Consider the following 20,313-nt stretch of genomic DNA (forward strand, 5'->3'; position numbering starts at 1 on the left):
CAATTATTCTTGGAATGGGTTTACCTACAACGGCAAAATATATTGTTCTAGCTACAATGGCTGTACCAGCTTTGTTAAAATTAGATGTTAACTTAATGTCTGCCCATCTTTTTATTCTATATTTTGGAGTAGTTGCAGATATAACACCTCCCGTTGCTTTAGCTGCCTATGCAGGAGCTGGTATTGCTGGAGCCAATGCTATGAAAACTGGATTACAAGCTGTTAAATTGTCGTTGGCTGCCTTTATAGTACCTTATATATTTGCTTATGATCCTTCTTTAATACTAGTAAAAGAAGTAAGTGGAACAGATATTACTTTTATTCCTTTTATTAGTGCATTACCTGTAATTTTATCTGCTATTATAGGTATACTATGTTTAGCGTCTGCAGTAGAAGGATATTTAAAAACTAACTGTAAAGCATACGAAAGAATATTATTGCTTATAGCAGCCCTTTCCCTATTAAAACCAGGACTTATGACAGATGCTTTTGGCATCATAGTTTTAATTTCTACTTATAGCATGCAAAACTTTAGAATGAAAAAATCAGAAGCTGTTTAATCACGATTTGAAAAGTTTTAGACGTTATCCTGAATTATAATAATATTGGATATTTTCAGTTAATTGACATTTCTTCTCTACTCCGTATATAATATATATATTATACTTTCATATAACATATATTAAAAGAGGAGGAGAGAAGAAATGTCGAGGGAAAACGTTCCAAACCAGAATAAAAATGAAACAAAAGGGTTTTTAAAGAACGTTGAAAAAGTTGGTAATGCATTACCACATACAGCTATGATTTTCGTAATATTAAGTTTGATTGTCATTGTTGTGTCTGCAATAGTTGCAGCCGTTGGTGAGCCTGTTACCTATTTTGACGCTAGAGAAGGAGCAGAAGTAACTACAAAAGCAGTCTCCCTTTTAAACGCCGACGGCCTACGTTACATGTTTAATAGTGCTGTTGATAATTTTATAGGCTTTGCACCGTTAGGTACTGTCTTGGTTGTTATGATAGGAGTTGGTTTAGCTGAATGGTCTGGACTAATTGAAACTTCATTAAAAAAATTATTAATAGGTGTTAATCCTAAAATATTAACAGCTGTCGTAGTTTTCGCAGGTATAATGTCTAACATAGCATCAGATGCTGGTTATGTTGTTGTTATACCTTTAGGGGCTATTGTATTTGCAGGTGCAGGTCGGCATCCTATTGCAGGATTGGCGGCAGCTTTTGCAGGAGTATCTGCTGGATTCTCTGCTAACCTTGTTATAGGATCTACTGATCCATTACTTGCTGGTATTACTAATGAAGCATTAAAAAGTGCTGGATTAGATTATAGTATTACTCCTACAGCAAACTGGTACTTTATGATGGCTTCCACAGTTTTATTAACAATTTTAGGTACTATTGTAACTGAAAAAATAGTTGAGAAAAATCTTGGACCTTATACTGGTGATTACATGCCAGATAAAGCTGAGATAACTCCTTTAGAAAATAAAGCTCTTAAAAATGCTGGTATTGCACTTTTAGTAATTGTAGTTTTGTTTGCATTTTTAATGTTTCCTAAAAACGCATTGTTTAGGACGTTGGATGAAGCTACAGGTAAAATGACATTAAATGAGTTTTTAAATAATGGTTTCCTTTCACTAATATTATTACTATTCCTAATTCCAGGTATCGTTTATGGTAAAACAACAGGGAAAATTAAAAACAGTAATGATATTGCAGCTGGAATGACTAGTGGAATGGAAAGTATGGCTGGATTCTTAGTATTAGTATTCTTTGCTGCACAATTTGTAAGCTATTTCACTTATACAAATTTAGGAACAATTCTTTCAGTAAAAGGTGCTGAATTACTAGAAAGTATAGGCTTTACTGGATTGCCACTTATAATAGCCTTTATTTTGGTATCAGCGTTCTTAAATCTATTTATAGGCTCTGCATCAGCAAAGTGGGCTATTATGGCTCCAATATTTGTGCCTATGATGATGAAATTAGGACTTACTCCAGAGTTAACACAAGTTGCATATAGAATAGGAGATTCAACAACAAATATTATAACACCACTTATGAGTTATTTCGCGATGATTGTAGTATTTGCAAAAAGATATGATGAGGATAGTGGAATTGGAACACTTATATCTACAATGCTTCCTTATTCAATGGTATTCTTATTCGGTTGGACTGTTCTAATGATACTTTGGTATGTATTAAAACTTCCACTAGGTCCTGGAGCTTATATTCATATGTAAATAAATAATTACTATACTAAAATATAATGATAAAACCTATTTTAGTATAGTAATATAATTAACAGCGGATAGATAGTTTTTTATAATATCTATTCGCTATATTTTACATAAGTAATAAATAAATTGGATTAACTATTATATATAGTATAATTATAAATAATAGGAGCTACTTTTATAAAATATAGAAAGGGGAATTTTATGATAAATAAAGAAAGATTGTTAAATCGTTTTTTAGAGTATGTTCAAATAGACAGCCCTACAAAGAATGAAAGAGAATTTGCCAACTTTTTAAAAAATGAAATGGAGGAAATAGGGTTAGAAGTAATTATGGATGATGCTGGTGAAAAGGTAGGCAGTGATTCTGGAAATTTAATAGGAAAGCTAAAAGGCACTACTGAAGGAGAAACTATTTTGTTCAGTTCCCATATGGATACTGTTTCACCAGGAGTCGGTATAAAGCCACAAATTAAAGATGGAATAATATATAGTGATGGTACTACCATCTTAGGTGGAGATGATAAAGCCGGTATAGCCTCAATTATGGAAGCTTTACAGGTTATAAAAGAAAAAAATATCCCCCATGGTGATATAGAGATTGCCTTTACAATATATGAAGAAGGTGGACTTTATGGCTCTAAAAATCTAGACTATAGTAAAATTAATGCTCAGCTAGGTTTTGTACTAGATAGTGGTGGAAGCCCTGGGGAAATAATTGTAGAAGGCCCAGCCCAAAATAAAATAAACGTTAAATTCATAGGAAAAGAAGCTCATGCAGGAGTTGCTCCGGAAGAAGGCGTTAGTGCAATTCAAATAGCAAGTGAAGCTATTAGCAATATGAATTTACTTAGAATTGATAAAGAAACTACTGCAAATGTTGGTTGTATATCTGGTGGCGAAGTAACTAATATAGTTACTAAAGAGGTAAATATAGAAGCCGAAGCACGAAGTTTACAAGATGATAAATTGGAAAAACAAACCGATCATATGGTTACATGTTGTAAAGATGCTGCAGAAAAATTTGGTGGAGAAGTTGAATTTGAAGTTAAAAATTCTTATGGTGCCTTTAAAGTAGATGCAGAACATGATATAGTTAAAAAAGTTAAAAAAGCCTGTGAAAACTTGGGGCTAAAGCCTTATACTACTAAATCTGGTGGTGGTAGCGATACAAATATATTAAATGCCAATGGAATTACAGCAGTAAATTTAGGTATTGGTGAAAAAAATCCTCATACTGTAGAAGAACATCTTCATATAAAAGATTTAGAAAACTCAGCAAAACTAGCACTAGAAATAATTAAGACTTATGCTTAAACTAAATACTAGTAATGAACACTCTAATATTTAATGATTAATATAGAATAATAGATTTAGTAAAGTTTAAATCTATTATTCTATATCCTATATAAAAAACTAAAAATATTCTTTAAAAACTTTCTTATTTTTTATATCGTAAACTTCTTAAGTAGTAACTTACAATGTTTTTAGAATATATGGTCATAGGTTGAAAATTAATGAAATTATGTTAAATTTATTTTCCCATTGACATAGTAACTAAATTTGTATATAATATAAAACTGTAACCTAGGTATATACTACAATGAAAAATTATTTGGAGAGATGACCGAGTTGGTTGAAGGTGCTCGCCTGGAAAGCGGGTAGACGAACACTCGTCTCGTGGGTTCGAATCCCACTCTCTCCGCCATAAGAAACTTTGCCGTGCTAGATGGGGAGGTAGCGGTGCCCTGTAACCTGCAAACCGCTATAGCAGGATTGAATTCCTAGCCTCGGCTTTTTTATTTTAAGGTCTGCCCTAAATAAGTGGTGTTGACAATTGGGTCCTGCGCAACGGAAATTCATGAACCCCGCCAGATCCGGGAGGAAGCAGCGGTAAATGAACCCTTTCGTGTGCCGTGGGAGTGCCTGGTTCGAGCTAACTGTTTAGGTAACGCTTAGGGTAAAAAGTCCAAGTTAGGTGCATGGCTACATAACAATAAAACTATGGGAATTCCCATAGTTTTTATTATTATCTTTCTTAAAAGTTCTTGGATAGAAGAGATAAATATAGGGTATATTCATTAGTAAAGTGGGGTAATAAAGAATTAGATTACTTAATAAAGAATTTTGCCAATCTTAAAAAGATCCAGTTGGAGTTTTAAAAGGATTAAATGACATCAAAGGTTTATTAGTAAATATCTTAACATAGAATAAGATAGGAGGGAAAAATCATGGATGTTAATTTAAAAAATCTTATATTAGCCGGAATAGGTAGTCTAACTTATACTTATGAAAAATCATCGGAAATGATAGAAACTTTAGTGCAAAAAGGTGAGATTACTGTTAATCAAGGTAAAGAATTAAATGAAGAATTAAAAAAAGTATTAGACAAAAGTGAACAAGAAAAAGCAAATCTAAACCCTCAAACTCTAGATAATATTACAATGGATATCAAGGATATTAAAGCTAGGCTAGATGTATTAGAAAAGAATTAGAATAAATAACTAATATAGGAGGGTAGAAAATACCTTGATTTAAATCAAGGTATTTTTTTAGCTATGGAGACTAATTATATGAAAAAAAGATTAAAAGAAATAATTGCCGTATCTGTAAAGTATGGCTTGAAAAATGGAATAGGGGACCCTAAGAGTTTCAGGTTAGCCTTGGAAGATCTAGGACCTACTTTTATAAAGTTGGGACAAATTCTTTCTACCAGACCAGATATAATTTCTACACCATATATTTTAGAACTAGAAAATCTTCAGGACAATGTTACACCAGAAGATTTTAATGTAATGAAAAAAATCATTGAAGAAGAGCTAGAGGTCGAACTAGAAGAAATATTTCTTGACTTTAAGAAAGAGCCTATAGCTTCAGCATCCTTAGCTGAAGTTTATTTTACAAAATTAATAACAGGTGAACAAGTAGTAATAAAAGTTCAACGGCCTTTTGTAAAAGAAAGAATGATAGCAGATATTAATATCCTAAAACGACTTGCCCCCTTTATAAAGTTCACCACTCCTGGAGACTTTATTGATGTAGAAGAAGCAATAGATGAACTACATATGGCTGTAGAAAGAGAATTGGATTTTTTAAATGAAATGGAAAATATAATTCTTTTTAATGAAAATAATAGAAATGTAAAATCTGTTACTTCACCAAAAGTTTACAAAGATTATTGTACTGAAAAAATAATAGTAATGGATTATATTAAAGGAACAAAAATAGATCAGATAGAAAAACTGAAGCTTGAAGGATACGATCTTAAGGATATGGCTAAAAAACTAATTTATAGCTATATAAAACAAATACTTGAAGATGGTTTTTTCCATGCTGACCCCCATCCAGGAAACCTTATAATTCAAAACAACAAAATTAGTTTTTTAGACTTTGGGCTAATGGGTACTTTAGAGCCCAACCTAAAAGATAATTTCAACGCATTTATGGAAGCTATAGCCTTAAAAGACTATAATAAAATGACTAAGACAATTTTAAAGATAGGCATAAAAAAAGGCCCTATAGATATAGACGCACTTCATTCTGATATAGAAATTATGTATGATGAATATGTAGAACAATCTATTTACAATTTTGATTTGCCAGAAATGATAGAAGAAGTTTTTCAAATATGCAAAAATAATAATATACATATGCCAAAGGATGTAACACTTTTGTTCAAAGGATTAATGACTATACAAGGGGTTGTAATAAAACTTGATAAAGAAATAAGTATAATGGATGTAGCCCTACCTTATGTTCAAAATCATTTAATAGAACAAAAGTTTTCAGATATAAGTTTAATAGAGGGAATTAAATATATTCACACTATTGTTAAAGCTAATTTAGATATTCCCACAAAACTATTAGACCTTATAGATCAAACTATAGATGGACGATTTAAACTAAATCTACAGGTAAAAAATATGGAAAAAAGCATTAATGAATTAAATAAAATGGTTAATAGGCTAATCTTTGCTATAATAGTAGCAGCATTAGTAGTCAGCTCTTCTCTTGCTATGAATGTAGATACAGGAATTAAAATTTATGGAATATCCATTATAGGATTAGTTGGATATTTAGGCGCTGCTATTGCAGGCTTTTGGTTATTAATATCTATATTGAAATCCGGAAAGTTATAAGACCATCTTCCATTGAAAACATAATTCATTGATTTTTTGCAAAATAAATATATAATCATAGTAAAGGTCAAAGAAGGTCAAGGCTGACAATCCTCTAAAGGAAGGTGAAAATATGAAATTTAAAGATTATTATGAGGTTCTAGGAGTAGATAAAAATGCCTCTAAAAAAGATATAAAAAATGCATATAGAAAACTAGCTAAAAAATACCACCCAGATTTAAACCCTAATGATTCACAAGCTCAAGAAAAATTAAAAGATATAAATGAGGCTTATGAAGTTCTCGGTGATGAAGAAAAAAGACGTCGTTATGACACCTTTGGTCAAGGAACAAACTTTACTAATGGCCAACATTTTGATCCTTCTGATTTTGGTTTCGACAATTTTAGAAAAGGTTTCACCTATACCTATAATAATGAAGAAGGTTTTGGTGATTTTAGCGACTTTTTTAATATGTTCTTCGGTAATAGTAATTTTGGATCTGACAATATTTTTGGTAATAAAAAAAATTTTACCCATGAAAAACCAAAACAAAACTATGAAAGTAAAATATTTGTCACATTAAAAGAAGCTTATAATGGAACTACTAAAAATGTTTCTCTTAATGTAGGACATGAAATTAAAACTATATCTGTTAAGATCCCAAAAGGAATACTTCCAGGTAAAAAGATTAAAATAAATGGCAATAAAGTAGGTTTAAGTGGAAACATATATTTAGAAGTAAAAATTAATCAATATAATAACTTTCAATTAGAAGGTTTAGACTTAACCCTTAAGGTTGATTTACTGCCATGGGAGGCCTATTTTGGAACTAAAGTATTAGTAGATACTCTATCAGGTAAAGTTAAAGTAAATATACCTAAAAAAATACAAGGTGGTAAAAAAATTAGAATCCCTAAAAAAGGATATAGAGATATTAAGGGCAATAAAGGACACTTATACATTAAAATAAATATAGTTAATCCACCTACATTAACTAAAGATGAGGAAAAACTATATAAGAAATTAAGCGATATTTCTACTTATAATTCAAGATAAGGAGGATGAAAAATGAATTTTAATAAATTTACTCAAAAAAGTCAAGAAGTTGTCCAAAATTCTCAAGAATTAGCTATATTACATGAAAATCCTCAACTTGAAGAAATACATCTCCATTTAGCCTTACTTCAACAAGAAAATGGTTTAATCCCTAAACTTATAAATTATTTAGGCGAAAATGTAGAATCTATTAGAAAAGATGTCGAAAAAGAGATCGACAAAATTCCCAAACAAAGTGGAAGTGGTTCCAGTTCATTATATAGTAATAGGATATATACAAAAATACTTTTAAAATCAGAAGAAGAAGCAAAAAAGTTTGGCGATACATTTGTAAGTGTGGAACATTTATATATTGCTTTACTTAAAGAGAAAGGCATTAAATCAGAAAAGATATTTAAAAAATACAATATAACTTTAAAGAGATTTTTAAAGGCTTTAGATAATATAAGGGGTAGTCAAACTATAACTAATGATAATCCAGAAGCTATCTATAATCCATTAAAAAAATTTGGTAAAAATCTAGTAGAAGATACTAGGAAAGGAAAAATTGATCCAGTTATAGGGAGAGATGAAGAAATTAGAAATGTTATAAGAATACTTTCTAGAAGAACAAAAAATAATCCTGTTCTCATTGGTGAACCGGGAGTAGGAAAAACTGCTATAGCAGAAGGATTAGCTCAACGAATAATAAATGGTGATGTTCCGGAGGGATTAAAGGATAAAACTATTTTTTCTCTAGACATGAGTGCATTAATTGCAGGTGCTAAATATAGAGGAGAATTTGAAGAAAGACTTAAAGCCGTTCTTAAAGAAATTGAAAAATCTGATGGACAAATTATTATGTTCATAGATGAAATCCATAATATAGTTGGGGCAGGAAAAACAGAAGGTTCTATGGATGCCTCTAATATATTAAAGCCCATGTTAGCAAGAGGTGAATTACATTGCATAGGTGCTACTACATTAGATGAATATAGACAATATATTGAAAAAGATACAGCACTAGAAAGACGATTTCAAAAAGTGTTAGTAACCGAACCTGATGTAGAAAATACTGTTGCTATACTAAGGGGAATAAAGGAAAAATACGAAATTCATCACGGAATTCGTATTTCAGACAGTGCTGTAATAGCTTGTGCTACTTTATCAGATAAATATATTAGCGATAGATTTTTACCAGATAAAGCTATAGATCTAATGGATGAAGCATCAGCTATTATCAGGACTGAAATAGATAGTATGCCAGTAGAATTAGATGAAATAAGAAGAAAAATAATGCAATTAGAAATTGAGAGAGAAGCATTGAAAAAAGAAACTGATGAAGCTTCTATTAAAAGATTAGAAAAACTAAAAAAAGAGCTTGCAGACTATAAAGAAACATTTAATATTAAAAAAGCTCAATGGGAAAAAGAAAAGAAAAATATTAAAGGTGTTAAGGAAATAAAAGAAAATATAGATATAGTAAAAAGAGAAATAGAAGAAGCTGAAAGGAATTATGATTTAGAAAAATTGTCTGAACTAAAATATGGAAAATTACCTTCTTTAAAAAAACAACTGGAAGATTCAAAATTATTAAATGAAGAAGATAGAATGCTTAAAGAAGAAGTAACAGAAGAAGAAATAGCACAGGTAGTTTCAAAATGGACTGGTATTCCTGTTACAAAGCTTGTAGAAAGTGAAAGAGAGAAACTTCTTCACTTAGACAAAACCCTTCACAAAAGAGTTATAGGGCAGAAAGAAGCTGTAAAATCCGTTTCAGATGCGGTAATACGTGCAAGAGCTGGTCTTAAACCTTTGGATAGACCAGTAGGGTCTTTCATATTCTTAGGTCCCACTGGAGTGGGAAAAACTGAATTAGCAAAAACTTTAACCGAAGCTTTATTTGATGATGAAAGAAATATGATAAGAATTGATATGAGTGAATATATGGAGAAATTTTCTGTATCAAGACTTATAGGAGCTCCCCCAGGATATGTAGGTTACGATGAAGGAGGCCAATTAACAGAAGCAGTTAGAAGAAGACCTTATTCTGTAATACTATTTGATGAAATAGAAAAGGCTCATAGCGATGTCTTTAACATTTTACTTCAAGTTTTAGATGATGGAAGACTTACTGACAACCAAGGTAGAACTGTAGATTTTAGACATACAGTCATAATTATGACTTCTAATTTAGGGTCTAATTATTTACTTGAAGGTATAGAGAAAGATGGAAATATACGAGAAACAACAAAAGAAAAAGTAAGAGAAGAGATGCTAAGAACTTTCCGTCCTGAGTTTTTAAATCGTATAGATGAAATTGTAATGTTTAAACCTTTACAAAAAGAAGAAATATATAAAATAATAGATTTACAGATAAAGGAGTTAGAAGAAAGATTAAAAAATAGAGAAATTACAATTAATCTTACAGATGAAGCTAAAGATTTCATATTAAATAGAGCCTACTCCATACAGTATGGGGCAAGACCTGTAAAGCGATTTTTACAAAACAACTTAGAAACTAAATTAGGTAGAAATCTTATTAAAGGTAATATTGTAGATAAAGATAAAGTAATAGTTGATGTGAACAATGATGACTTAATATTTAAAATATAATATAAAATCTCTTCTATATATATAGAAGAGATTTTATTTATTTTATCCACATTTTATAATATTATATATTTACTTATCCACATTCTTTATTTCATATATCTATCTATAATATTTATAACCTCATCTATCTTTTCTTCACCTTCACCATGAAGAACTGCATCTTGTACACAATTTCTAATATGTTGATCTAACATATTTGTATTTGCCTTTTTTAATAAGCCTATAGAAGATAAAATTTGTTTAGATATATCCACACAATATCTATCATCTTCTATCATCTTAATAATACCATCTATTTGGCCCCTGGCAGTCTTTAATAAGTTTAAAGCCTTTTTTCTTTCCTCATTCATTCTGACCTTTTCCTCACTCATTTCAAATCACCTAATTTCTACTACTTCATAGCCAGCTTCATCTATAACTTTTTTTAATACTGAATCATTTAAATTTACTCCTTCAACTTGAGCTTTTTTATTTTCCAAATTTACATCTACTTTTGATATATTATCTAATTCCTTTAAAGCTTTTTCAACAGCTGCTACACAATGTCCACAGGACATTCCTTCAATTGTAATAGTTTTTTTCATGTAATTTTCTCCTTTCTTTATTTAAATCTCTTTAATCTTAAGGAATTAGTTACTACAGAAACTGATGAGAAAGCCATAGCTGCTCCTGCTACCATTGGATTTAAAAATCCTAGTGCTGCAAAAGGTATTCCTGCACTATTGTATGCGAAGGCCCAGAATAAATTCTGTTTTATAGTTCTCATAGTTCTATGACTTAACCTAATTGCTGTAACTATTCCCCTTAAATCTCCTTTCATCAAAGTAATATCTGCTGCCTCCATAGCCACATCTGTTCCAGTACCTATAGCAAAACCTACGTCAGATGCTGCTAATGCTGGTGCGTCATTAATTCCATCTCCCACCATGCCTACCATCTTTCCTTCTTCTTTAATTTCTTCAATTACCTTTGCTTTATGTTCAGGAAGAACTTCTGCTAATACATTTGTAATACCTACTTCTTTTCCTATAGCTTTTGCTGTCCTTTCATTATCACCTGTAATCATATATATATCAAGACCCATTTCTTTCATTTCTTTAATAGCTTCTTTAGAATTTTCTTTTAGCTTATCTGCTACTCCAATTATTCCAGATACTTTTCTATCTATAGATAATATCATAGCAGTTTTACCTTCTTCCTCTAACCCTAAAAGCTCTTCTTCTATTTCTTCTATAGAAACCCCTACTTCATACATAAGTCTCCTATTACCTATATAAATTTCTTTCTCTTCTATTATTGTTTTAATACCTCTTCCAGGTATAGCAGTAAACATTTCTCCCTCTACTAATTCTATACCTTCTTCTTTTGCTTTTTCTACTATTGCCTGACCTAATGGATGTTCTGAGGTTTGTTCTCCAGATGCAGCTAGTCTGAGAACTTCTTCTTCTTTTTCTTCGAAAGCTATAATATCTGTGACCTCTGGTTCACCTTTAGTAATAGTTCCTGTTTTATCTAATACTATAGTATCCATTTCATGAGCTCTTTCCAAATGTTCACCACTTTTTATTAATACTCCATTTTCAGCACCTTTTCCTGTACCTACCATTATAGCTGTGGGTGTAGCTAATCCAAGAGCACATGGACAAGCAATAACTAATACCGATACTGCATTAATTAAAGCTTTTGAAAAATCTCCACCTATGAAATACCATAGCAGAAAAGTTATAGCTGCTATAATTACAACTACTGGTACAAAGATCCCAGATATTTTATCTGCTAACCTTTGAACTGGTGCTTTAGAACCTTGAGCATCTTCTACAAGTTTTATAATTTGAGATAAAGCAGTATCTTTACCTATTTTAGTTGCTTTAAATTTAAAGGTCCCAAATTTATTTATAGTGGCGCCTATTACTTCATCCCCAGATTTCTTTTCTACAGGAATACTTTCACCAGTAATCATAGATTCATCTATAGCTGAATTTCCTTCAACTATTATTCCATCAACAGGTACTCTTTCTCCTGGTCTAACTACTATTATATTTTCAACTTCAACTTCCTCTATAGGAATATCTTTTTCTACTCCATCTACTATTACTCTTGCTGTCTTAGGTTGTAACCCCATTAAATTTTTAATTGCTTCAGAAGTTTTTCCCTTAGCTACTGCTTCAAATGTTTTACCTAGTAATATTAATGTAATAATTACTGCTGAAGCTTCAAAATAATATTCATTTACCCCTTTTATTAGATTATATATACTGTAAAAATAAGCTGCAGAGGTACCCATAGATACTAATACATCCATATTGGCCCCTCCACCTCTTAAAGAATTAAAAGCACCTTTGTAAAATCTATAACCTATAATAAATTGAACTGGTGTAGCTAATGCTAATTGAAAATACCCATTAGTAAGAATATTTTCCACCCCAGCCATGTGGAAAAACATAGCTGAAAATAGGGGTATACTAAGAATAGCCGATATAATAAAAGATGTTTTCAGGGATTTTATTTCTTTCTCCCTAGCCTCTTTTTCTCTATCTATATCAGGTTTAATTTCTATTTCTGCATTATAGCCTGTGTTTTCCACTACTTTTACTAACTCATCAGCTTCTATACTTCCACCATAGACATTTATATTTGCTTTATTAGTAGCTAAGTTTACATTAGCCTTTTCTACCCCATCTACTTTATTTAAAGCTTTTTCTACCCTAGATGAGCAAGCTGAACAAGTCATTCCTTCTATTAATAAAACTACCTTTTCCTGTGGAACTTCATAACCAGTTTTATCTATTGTTTCTACTATATCTTTTATAGTAATATTTTCAGAGTTATATTCAACTGTAACCTTCTGTCCAACAAGGTTAACCACCGCTGATTTAATTCCTTCTTTTTTTTGAAGAGCTTTTTCCACTCTCGTTGAACAAGCGGCACAAGTCATTCCTAAAACATCTATATTACTCTTTTTAATAGACATATTGCATCCCCTTTCTATGTTTCTATACTTAAATGTTTATGCACTTTTATATTTTTTAAAAAGTTTAATTACCCCACCCCATGTGGGATGTAATAATAGTATAACATTATCTTTCTTTTTTGTAAAGTATTCAATTATATTTTTTTATTCTATTTTTTAATTTCTGTAAATCAAAGAATAAAATTCATGAATCTATAATACAAGTTTAAGTTCCTCTTGCTTCTAAATCCCTATAATTGATTTATATACAATGATTTAATAAGCCTTATGTTTAAAATTAGTGCATTATTTATTATTATCTATTTCTGACTTTATTATTTATTTCTTGATTTTATCAATCATTTATTATTATTATCCAAATTTAGAAGTAACTATTGATTTTTAAAGTAAAATGTACTATTATATAATATATGATATTGAGAATTGTTATCAATACCATAATATCCTATGAAAATAATATTTATTATTAACTTTGTAAAGGAGGAATTTTTATGAATGGTATCCCATTAAGTACCTTTTCCCAAGGTGAGAAAGGCAATATAGAAAGTATATATGGAGGTAGAAACGTGCGTAAAAGATTGCACGAAATGGGATTTAATAAAGGAACTGAAGTAAGGGTTATAAAAAATGATATAGGCCCTTTAATAGTTTCCTTATACGGTAGTAAAATAGCTATTGGTCGAGGTATGGCAAAAAAGATTATGGTTAATCCTTAGTCTTCGATATTTGAATTTGCAATTTGCTAAGGAAAGTTATTAACTAATAAGGGGGAATTAATTTTGAGTACTATTGCTTTAGCTGGTAACCCAAATAGTGGTAAAACTACGGTTTTCAATGCTTTAACTGGTACAAATCAGCATGTTGGAAATTGGCCTGGGGTAACAGTAGAGAAAAAAGAAGGTAGATTAAAGTATAATAGTAAGGAATATATTATAGTAGATTTACCGGGAACCTATAGCTTAGGTGCCAATTCAGAAGATGAGGTTGTTGCAAGGGATTTTATTTTAAAAGAAAATCCCGATGTAATTATTAATGTGGTTGATGCTACAAATATTGAAAGAAATCTTTATTTAACAACTCAACTTTTAGAAATGGGAGCAAAAGTTATAGTAGCATTAAATATGATGGATGAAGCAAAAAAAAATAATATCCATATAGATATTGATAAACTTTCTAAGAAGTTAGGAACTCCTGTAGTTGAAACTATAGCCTCTAAGGGAGAGGGTATGGAGGAGTTAATTCAAAAATCTATTCATATTACTAAGGTAGAAAAAAGTTGTAAGACTAATATTAGTTATGGTAACAATATTGATAGGGAAGTACAGGTATTAAAAGATAATTTAGAAAAGAAATATTCTACATCTAAATATCCTTCCGATTGGATAGCTATAAAATTACTTGAAGGAGACGAATATGTCTTTAATACTGTAGGAATAGATAAGGATCAGAACTTTTCAAAGTTAATAAAAAACAGTGTAGATAGTATTACTAATTCTTCAATAGAGCCAGAACTTGCTATTTTAGATAGTAGATATAAATTTATAAATAGTATTATAAAAGAAAGTGTTTCAAAGCCTAATACAACTGAAGAAACAACTTCGGATAGGATTGATAAGGTATTAACTAATAAATGGCTTGGTATCCCTATTTTTGCCCTTATAATGTTTGTTATGTTTCAAGCAACCTTTACTATTGGAGAAGATTTGTTAGGAGAATTCGTTGCAGGTGGTATTGAAAGTTTAGGAGAATTTATAGGAGTATTCCTTACAAACGTTAATGCTCCAGCTTGGCTAATTGCTTTTATTTCTGATGGCCTATTTCAAGGAGTTGGGGCAGTATTAGAATTTATCCCGTTAATATTTGTTTTATATACTTTTATGGGAATATTAGAAGACAGTGGCTACATGGCACGAGCTGCTTATATTATGGATAGACTTATGAGGGCTTTAGGTCTGCACGGAAAAACCTTTGTGTCTATGTTAGTAGGATTTGGTTGCAATGTTCCAGGAATAATGTCTACTAGGACCTTAGAAAATAAAAAGGATAGAATGATTGCCATTCTTATTAATCCTTTCATGTCCTGTGGAGCAAAACTTCCTATTTACTTAATGTTTATTGCAGCTTTCTTCCCTGAACACGGTGGAATAGTATTATTCTCCATTTATGCTTTAGGTATAATTATTGCTTTACTTATGGGAAAACTATTTAGTAAAACTTTATTTAAAGACGAACCTTCTTATTTTATAATGGAACTTCCACCTTATAGAATACCTACTTTTAAAGGGGTTATGCGTAATGCTTGGGAAAAAGTATCTTCTTTCATTAAAAGAGCTGGGACTATTATATTTGGTGAAGTTACTATACTTTGGATATTAGCTGTTCTACCCCTTGGCGTAGAACCTTATAGTCAAGGAAGTATATTAGGAAAAATCGGAACCTTTGTTTCACCAATATTCAAGCCAGCGGGCTTTGGTAACTGGGAAGCATCTGTAGGATTATTTGCTGGAATTGTTGCAAAAGAAGCGGTAGTAGCTACTTTAGGAATGGTTCATGCTGGAGTGGACAATGGAACAAAACTTGTAATTGCTTTACAACAAGCATTTACACCACTTAGTGCTATCTCTTTTATGGTAATGACCCTATTATATACACCTTGTGCTGCAACCTTAGGAACAATAAAAAGAGAGACTAATTCAGTAAAATGGACTTTATTTATAGCTTTATATACATTCTTAATAGGCTGGGTTTCCGCTACATTAATTTATCAAATTGGTGGACTTTTAGGTTTTAGTTAATAGAGGTGATATTGTGCTAAAAGAGCTTTTAAAAGAAATAGATAAATCTAAGGTTTATTCTAAAAAAATATTAGCTAATAAGCTAGATACTAGTGAAAATATGGTTGATGAAGGATTAAACCATTTAATGGATATGGGCTATATTGAAAATGAAATTATTGGAGGTAGTTGTAATTTCAAATGTACAGGGTGTCCTATTAAAACTTGTAGCCTTAACCCAATAAATGCATTGGTTATTACGGATAAAGGAAAAAAATTTTTAGAAAATACCTAATAAATTAGATTTTAAGAAGGACAGACATCCTTATATTAAAAGGATTTGTTTGTCTTTTTTTTATCTATGTTGAAGTTTTCCCATTAAAAGAATATAATTTAATTAACAAGTATGAAAAGGAGACTCTATAATGACAGGTTTAGATTGGAAGGAAAAGAAAAATTTAACTATGCTTGCAGATTTCTATGAATTTACAATGGCCAATGGTTTCTTTGAAGATGGTATGAAGGATCATTTTGCATGTTTCGATATGTTTTTTAGAAGCATCCCAGATGATGGCGGATTTGCAATAATGGCCGGAGTAGAACAACTTATTGACTACCTAAAAAATTTAAGATTTGAAGAAGAAGATATTGAATACTTTAGAAGTAAAGGAATTTTTAGCGAAGAATTTTTAGATTATTTAAGAAATTTTGAATTTCAATGTGATGTATGGGCTGTACCAGAGGGTACTCCTATATTCCCTAAAGAACCTATAGTAATAGTTCGTGGCCCAGTAATACAAGCTCAAATGATTGAAACTATGGTATTACTAACAATTAACCATCAAAGTCTAATTGCTACTAAAGCTAATAGAATAGTTAGAGCAGCAAAAGGTAGACCTATTATGGAATTTGGTTCTAGAAGAGCTCAAGGTTATGAAGGTGCTATACTTGGTGCTAGAGCTTCTTACATAGGAGGTTGTGTTGGAACTGCTTGTACTATTGCCGATAGGGATTTTGAAATTCCTGCTTTAGGAACTATGGCTCATAGTTGGGTTCAAATGTTCCCAACTGAACTAGAAGCATTTAAAACTTATGCTAAATATTATCCTGATAATTGTGTTCTATTAGTAGATACTTATAATGTATTAAAATCTGGTATACCTAATGCTATTAAAACTTTTAATGAAATCGTCGTACCTGAAGGGTTTAGACCAAAAGGTATAAGATTAGATAGTGGAGATATGAGCTATCTTTCAAAAGAAGCAAGAAGGATGCTTGATGAGGCTGGATTTGAAGATTGTCCTATAATAGCTTCTAGTAGTTTAGATGAATATGTAATAAGAGATCTTTTAAATCAGGGAGCTAAAATTGATTCCTTTGGCGTAGGTGAAAGATTAATTACTGCTAGATCTGAACCGGTATTTGGTGGTGTTTACAAGCTTGTAGCTAGTGAAGAAAATGGAGAATTAGTACCTAAGATAAAAGTAAGCGAAAATGTAGGGAAAATAACTACTCCTGGATTTAAGCAAGTTTACAGACTATTTGATAGAGATTCTGGAAAGGCAATGGCAGATGTAATAACATTAGCTGATGAACCAATAGATGATACAAAACCTTATGAAATATTTCACCCATTATATACATGGAAAAGAAAAACTTTGACTAATTTCCGTGCAGAAAAATTATTGGTTCCAATATTTGAAAAAGGTGAACCTATGTATAAAAGTCCATCTATTGAGAAAATTAGAAGTTATTGTACCGAACAAATAAATACCCTTTGGGATGAAGTTCTACGTTTTGAAAATCCTCATAAGTATTTTGTGGATCTATCTAAACCATTATGGGATATTAAGGACCAATTATTGAAAGAAAATAAATAAGATATATTAAATAGCGAATAATAGTTAAAAATAACTATTATTCGCCATTTTTTCGGGTACTTATTTTTTATAGTTTTCCTTGCATTCTTTTAATATGCTTCTATCAACCTACTAATTCACTTTCTGAATCAAAAAAGACAGTCCTGGTTCACTCACTACATTGATAGCCCTTTTTCAAAGGCCTCTATATTAACTTTATGAACCTTTTCAGGCAAATTTTCTTTTATAAGTTTTATCCAGTCTATGTCTTCTACCCCTAAATGTTTAACTATAGCTCCTAACATGACTATATTTTGGGATCTAGGTTCCCCTAATTCTGTTGCCGTTTTTCTTGCTTCTATTACTTTTACATTATCTACTGATTCTTCTAACTTTTCTATAACTTCTCCCGGATATTCTTCAAATCCTGATAGAACGGGTAATGGGTACATTTCTTCATTATTTACTACGAGTATACCATCCTTTTTAAGATGATCTATATATCTAGCAGCTTCTACCTTTTCAAAAGCCATTATTAAATCTGCTTCGCCTTCAGTTATATTAGGAGAGTAAACTTTTTCCCCAAATCTAATTTGAGTAGTTACACTACCACCTCTTTGAGACATACCATGTATTTCAGACATTTTAACATCATAGCCTTCTTCTAATAAGCCTTGAGATAATATTTTAGATACAAGGATTGTTCCTTGACCTCCTACTCCTACTAATAATAAACTTTTAACCATATTAATCCCCTGCCTCTCCACGATATTCAATAGCATCAAATGGACACACTTGTAAGCATACTGTACATCCATTACATTGATTTTTATCTATACTTACTACATTATCCCTAAAGAATATAGCAGGACATCCAATTCTTAAGCAAGTTTTACATTTTGTACATTTGTCTTGGTTTACTTCACAATATAAATCTTTTCTTGACCTTTGAACTTCTTTAATTAAAGCACAAGGTTGTTTTGTTATTATTACAAATGGATCGTCAGATTCGTAAGCATCTTTAACTGCTGCTTTAGTTTCTGCTAATTTATATGGATCAACTACCCTTATATTTTCATCTTTTATACCTACAGCTTGGACTATTTTTTCTATATCAATTATTGGAGCTGGTTCTCCCATAGCAGTTTTTCCTGTTCCCGGGTTTTCTTGTTGACCAGTCATTGCTGTTATTCTATTATCAAGGATAACAATAGCTATATTGCTATTATTATATACTGCATCAATAAGCCCTGTAATTCCTGAATGGAAGAATGTTGAATCTCCAATGAAACCAAATACTTTTTGATCTCTATTAGCCATTTTTATTACTTTTTCAAATCCTAATCCTGCAGATATACCCGCTCCCATACATATAACTGTATCTCCTACATTTAATGGTGGAGCCATTCCTAATGTATAACATCCAATATCACTTGTAGTTATAATTCTATCTTTATATTTACTTACCTCATAAAATATTCCCCTATGAGGACAGCCTGCACAAAGTGCTGGTGGCCTAGATGGAGTTTCTATATCTATTTCATAAGTTTCCTTTTCTTCTTCTTCTAATAGATTTTCTCTTAAAATAGCTGGATTTAACTCTCCACATATAGGAAGTTTATCTTTGCCTATACAATCTATTCCTATAGTTCTAACAAAATTTTCTAAGTAAGGTTCATTTTCTTCAATCACATATAATTTATCAACTTCTTTTGCAAATTTTCTAATCATTTTATCTGGAAGTGGGTAGCTAAATCCTATTTTTAAATAAGATGCATTCTCTCCAAATACTTCTTTTGCATGAAGATATGAAATACCACTAGTAATAATTCCTATACTCTTGTCCCCCCATTCAATCCTATTTAATGGGGTATTATTGGAATACTCCCTCATTCTTGGAATTCTTTCTTCTTCTATTTCTACATGTTTTACTTTTGAATTTGCTGGCACCATTATATATTTTCTAATATTCTTTTCATATTCCTTAATACCTACTTCTTTTCTTTCAGATAATTCAACTATTCCTTTACTATGACATACCCTTGTAGTAACCCTAAACAATACTGGCGTATCAAATTCCTCACTAATTTCAAAAGCATGATTTATAAATTCTTTACACTCTACACTATCCGATGGCTCTACCATAGCTACCTTTGCATGTGGAGCATACAACCTATTATCTTGTTCATTTTGTGAACTATGCATACCAGGTTCATCTGCAGTTATTATTATTAAGCCTCCATTAACCCCTTCATAGGCCATTGTAAACATTGGGTCTGCCGCTACATTTAACCCAACATGTTTCATTGTAACTACAGTTCTTGCTCCTGCTATTGAAGCACCACTTCCTACTTCTAAGGCAACCTTTTCATTTGGAGCCCATTCTGAATAGATTTCTTTATATTGGGAAACGTTTTCCAGGATTTCAGTACTAGGAGTTCCTGGATATGCACTGGCTACCAAACAGCCTGATTCATATATGCCTCTAGCAATAGCTTCGTTACCAGTTAAAAGTTTCTTCATTCACTTTCCCCCCTATTTTGATATTAACAACTACACAATATATTATAACAAAGAACACTAAATAATCATAGTGAGTCACTTAGGACCGTCCGAGACCACTGAAAAGCATATTATAAAAATTAACAGATTTGCTAAAATTATGGATAAATGTATAGTAAAAACCCCCC

The 20,313-nt window shown here is 31.1% G+C and carries 16 protein-coding genes, 1 tRNA gene and 1 other RNA gene; 13 read left to right on the forward strand and 5 right to left on the reverse strand.

All coding sequences use genetic code 11. The features are described 5' to 3' along the window. The 9 genes from VK071_07830 to clpB all read left to right on the forward strand — a co-directional run. Positions 1–560: DUF3394 domain-containing protein (locus VK071_07830; GenBank protein HLR35218.1), on the forward strand; the 560-nt coding region annotated here is incomplete at its 5' end. 144 nt (positions 561–704) lie between these two features. Beyond that, positions 705–2,255, forward strand: a complete 1,551-nt coding sequence (locus VK071_07835; GenBank protein ID HLR35219.1) for an AbgT family transporter — start codon at positions 705–707, stop codon at positions 2,253–2,255. A gap of 198 nt (positions 2,256–2,453) precedes the next feature. Further along, positions 2,454–3,566 (forward strand): M20/M25/M40 family metallo-hydrolase, encoded by a 1,113-nt coding sequence (locus tag VK071_07840; GenBank protein ID HLR35220.1) that lies wholly within the window; start codon positions 2,454–2,456, stop codon positions 3,564–3,566. 300 nt (positions 3,567–3,866) lie between these two features. Then, positions 3,867–3,957 (forward strand) — tRNA-Ser (locus VK071_07845). Positions 3,958–3,969: 12 nt separating this feature from the next. Beyond that, positions 3,970–4,235: signal recognition particle sRNA large type (gene ffs / locus VK071_07850), an RNA gene on the forward strand. A 245-nt stretch (positions 4,236–4,480) separates the two neighbouring features. After that, a complete protein-coding gene (locus tag VK071_07855) occupies positions 4,481–4,744 on the forward strand; it encodes a hypothetical protein (GenBank protein ID HLR35221.1) in 264 nt (87 codons plus the stop codon). Positions 4,745–4,822: 78 nt separating this feature from the next. Then, positions 4,823–6,388 carry an AarF/UbiB family protein gene (locus tag VK071_07860; GenBank protein HLR35222.1) on the forward strand — a complete coding sequence of 522 codons (1,566 nt, stop codon included), beginning with the start codon at positions 4,823–4,825 and terminating at the stop codon, positions 6,386–6,388. Positions 6,389–6,500: 112 nt separating this feature from the next. After that, entirely contained in the window at positions 6,501–7,424 is a 924-nt protein-coding gene (locus tag VK071_07865; GenBank protein HLR35223.1) for a DnaJ C-terminal domain-containing protein, read from the forward strand. Positions 7,425–7,436: 12 nt separating this feature from the next. Beyond that, the gene (gene clpB, locus VK071_07870) at positions 7,437–10,019 is read left to right on the forward strand and encodes an ATP-dependent chaperone ClpB (protein HLR35224.1); all 2,583 of its coding nucleotides are present in this window, start codon (positions 7,437–7,439) and stop codon (positions 10,017–10,019) included. 86 nt (positions 10,020–10,105) lie between these two features. Here the strand turns inward: clpB and VK071_07875 are convergent, their stop codons facing one another. Genes VK071_07875 through VK071_07885 form a run of 3 tightly spaced genes read right to left on the reverse strand, consistent with a single transcriptional unit; the run spans position 10,106 to position 12,990 of the window. Beyond that, on the reverse strand, positions 10,106–10,369 hold the full coding sequence (locus tag VK071_07875) for a metal-sensing transcriptional repressor (GenBank protein ID HLR35225.1): 264 nt from the start codon (positions 10,367–10,369) through the stop codon (positions 10,106–10,108). 27 nt (positions 10,370–10,396) lie between these two features. Beyond that, on the reverse strand, positions 10,397–10,603 hold the full coding sequence (locus VK071_07880) for a cation transporter (protein ID HLR35226.1): 207 nt from the start codon (positions 10,601–10,603) through the stop codon (positions 10,397–10,399). A 17-nt stretch (positions 10,604–10,620) separates the two neighbouring features. Beyond that, positions 10,621–12,990, reverse strand: coding sequence for a heavy metal translocating P-type ATPase (locus VK071_07885; protein HLR35227.1), 2,370 nt, complete (start codon positions 12,988–12,990; stop codon positions 10,621–10,623). 491 nt (positions 12,991–13,481) lie between these two features. On the opposite strand from VK071_07885, the gene VK071_07890 reads away from it, so the two are divergent. The 4 genes from VK071_07890 to VK071_07905 all read left to right on the forward strand — a co-directional run bounded on the left by VK071_07890 (position 13,482) and on the right by VK071_07905 (position 17,644). Then, positions 13,482–13,706, forward strand: coding sequence for a FeoA family protein (locus VK071_07890; GenBank protein HLR35228.1), 225 nt, complete (start codon positions 13,482–13,484; stop codon positions 13,704–13,706). Positions 13,707–13,769: 63 nt separating this feature from the next. Then, positions 13,770–15,785: a ferrous iron transport protein B gene (gene feoB, locus VK071_07895; GenBank protein HLR35229.1), complete on the forward strand. Its 2,016-nt coding sequence runs from the start codon at positions 13,770–13,772 to the stop codon at positions 15,783–15,785. A gap of 13 nt (positions 15,786–15,798) precedes the next feature. Next, a complete protein-coding gene (locus tag VK071_07900) occupies positions 15,799–16,059 on the forward strand; it encodes a FeoC-like transcriptional regulator (protein ID HLR35230.1) in 261 nt (86 codons plus the stop codon). Between the two features lie 130 nt (positions 16,060–16,189). Then, positions 16,190–17,644, forward strand: coding sequence for a nicotinate phosphoribosyltransferase (locus VK071_07905; protein ID HLR35231.1), 1,455 nt, complete (start codon positions 16,190–16,192; stop codon positions 17,642–17,644). A gap of 155 nt (positions 17,645–17,799) precedes the next feature. Here VK071_07905 and VK071_07910 read toward each other — a convergent pair whose 3' ends face one another. Both VK071_07910 and iorA read right to left on the reverse strand, forming a co-directional pair. Further along, entirely contained in the window at positions 17,800–18,369 is a 570-nt protein-coding gene (locus VK071_07910) for an indolepyruvate oxidoreductase subunit beta (protein ID HLR35232.1), read from the reverse strand. Position 18,370: 1 nt separating this feature from the next. Then, positions 18,371–20,146 carry an indolepyruvate ferredoxin oxidoreductase subunit alpha gene (iorA, locus tag VK071_07915; GenBank protein ID HLR35233.1) on the reverse strand — a complete coding sequence of 592 codons (1,776 nt, stop codon included), beginning with the start codon at positions 20,144–20,146 and terminating at the stop codon, positions 18,371–18,373. Positions 20,147–20,313: the final 167 nt, after the last annotated feature.

It is taken from the genome of Tissierellales bacterium, assembly GCA_035301805.1.
Classification (GTDB): Bacteria; Bacillota; Clostridia; order Tissierellales; family DATGTQ01; genus DATGTQ01.

Excerpts from the sequence above, each read along its gene's own strand:
- VK071_07835 (HLR35219.1), top strand. The coding sequence starts at position 705 with ATGTCGAGGGAAAACGTTCCAAACCAGAATAAAAATGAAACAAAAGGG.
- VK071_07840 (HLR35220.1), top strand. The coding sequence starts at position 2,454 with ATGATAAATAAAGAAAGATTGTTAAATCGTTTTTTAGAGTATGTTCAA.
- VK071_07855 (HLR35221.1), top strand. The coding sequence starts at position 4,481 with ATGGATGTTAATTTAAAAAATCTTATATTAGCCGGAATAGGTAGTCTA.
- VK071_07860 (HLR35222.1), top strand. The coding sequence starts at position 4,823 with ATGAAAAAAAGATTAAAAGAAATAATTGCCGTATCTGTAAAGTATGGC.
- VK071_07865 (HLR35223.1), top strand. The coding sequence starts at position 6,501 with ATGAAATTTAAAGATTATTATGAGGTTCTAGGAGTAGATAAAAATGCC.
- clpB (HLR35224.1), top strand. The coding sequence starts at position 7,437 with ATGAATTTTAATAAATTTACTCAAAAAAGTCAAGAAGTTGTCCAAAAT.
- VK071_07875 (HLR35225.1), bottom strand. The coding sequence starts at position 10,369 with ATGAATGAGGAAAGAAAAAAGGCTTTAAACTTATTAAAGACTGCCAGG.
- VK071_07880 (HLR35226.1), bottom strand. The coding sequence starts at position 10,603 with ATGAAAAAAACTATTACAATTGAAGGAATGTCCTGTGGACATTGTGTA.
- VK071_07885 (HLR35227.1), bottom strand. The coding sequence starts at position 12,990 with ATGTCTATTAAAAAGAGTAATATAGATGTTTTAGGAATGACTTGTGCC.
- VK071_07890 (HLR35228.1), top strand. The coding sequence starts at position 13,482 with ATGAATGGTATCCCATTAAGTACCTTTTCCCAAGGTGAGAAAGGCAAT.
- VK071_07905 (HLR35231.1), top strand. The coding sequence starts at position 16,190 with ATGACAGGTTTAGATTGGAAGGAAAAGAAAAATTTAACTATGCTTGCA.
- VK071_07910 (HLR35232.1), bottom strand. The coding sequence starts at position 18,369 with ATGGTTAAAAGTTTATTATTAGTAGGAGTAGGAGGTCAAGGAACAATC.
- iorA (HLR35233.1), bottom strand. The coding sequence starts at position 20,146 with ATGAAGAAACTTTTAACTGGTAACGAAGCTATTGCTAGAGGCATATAT.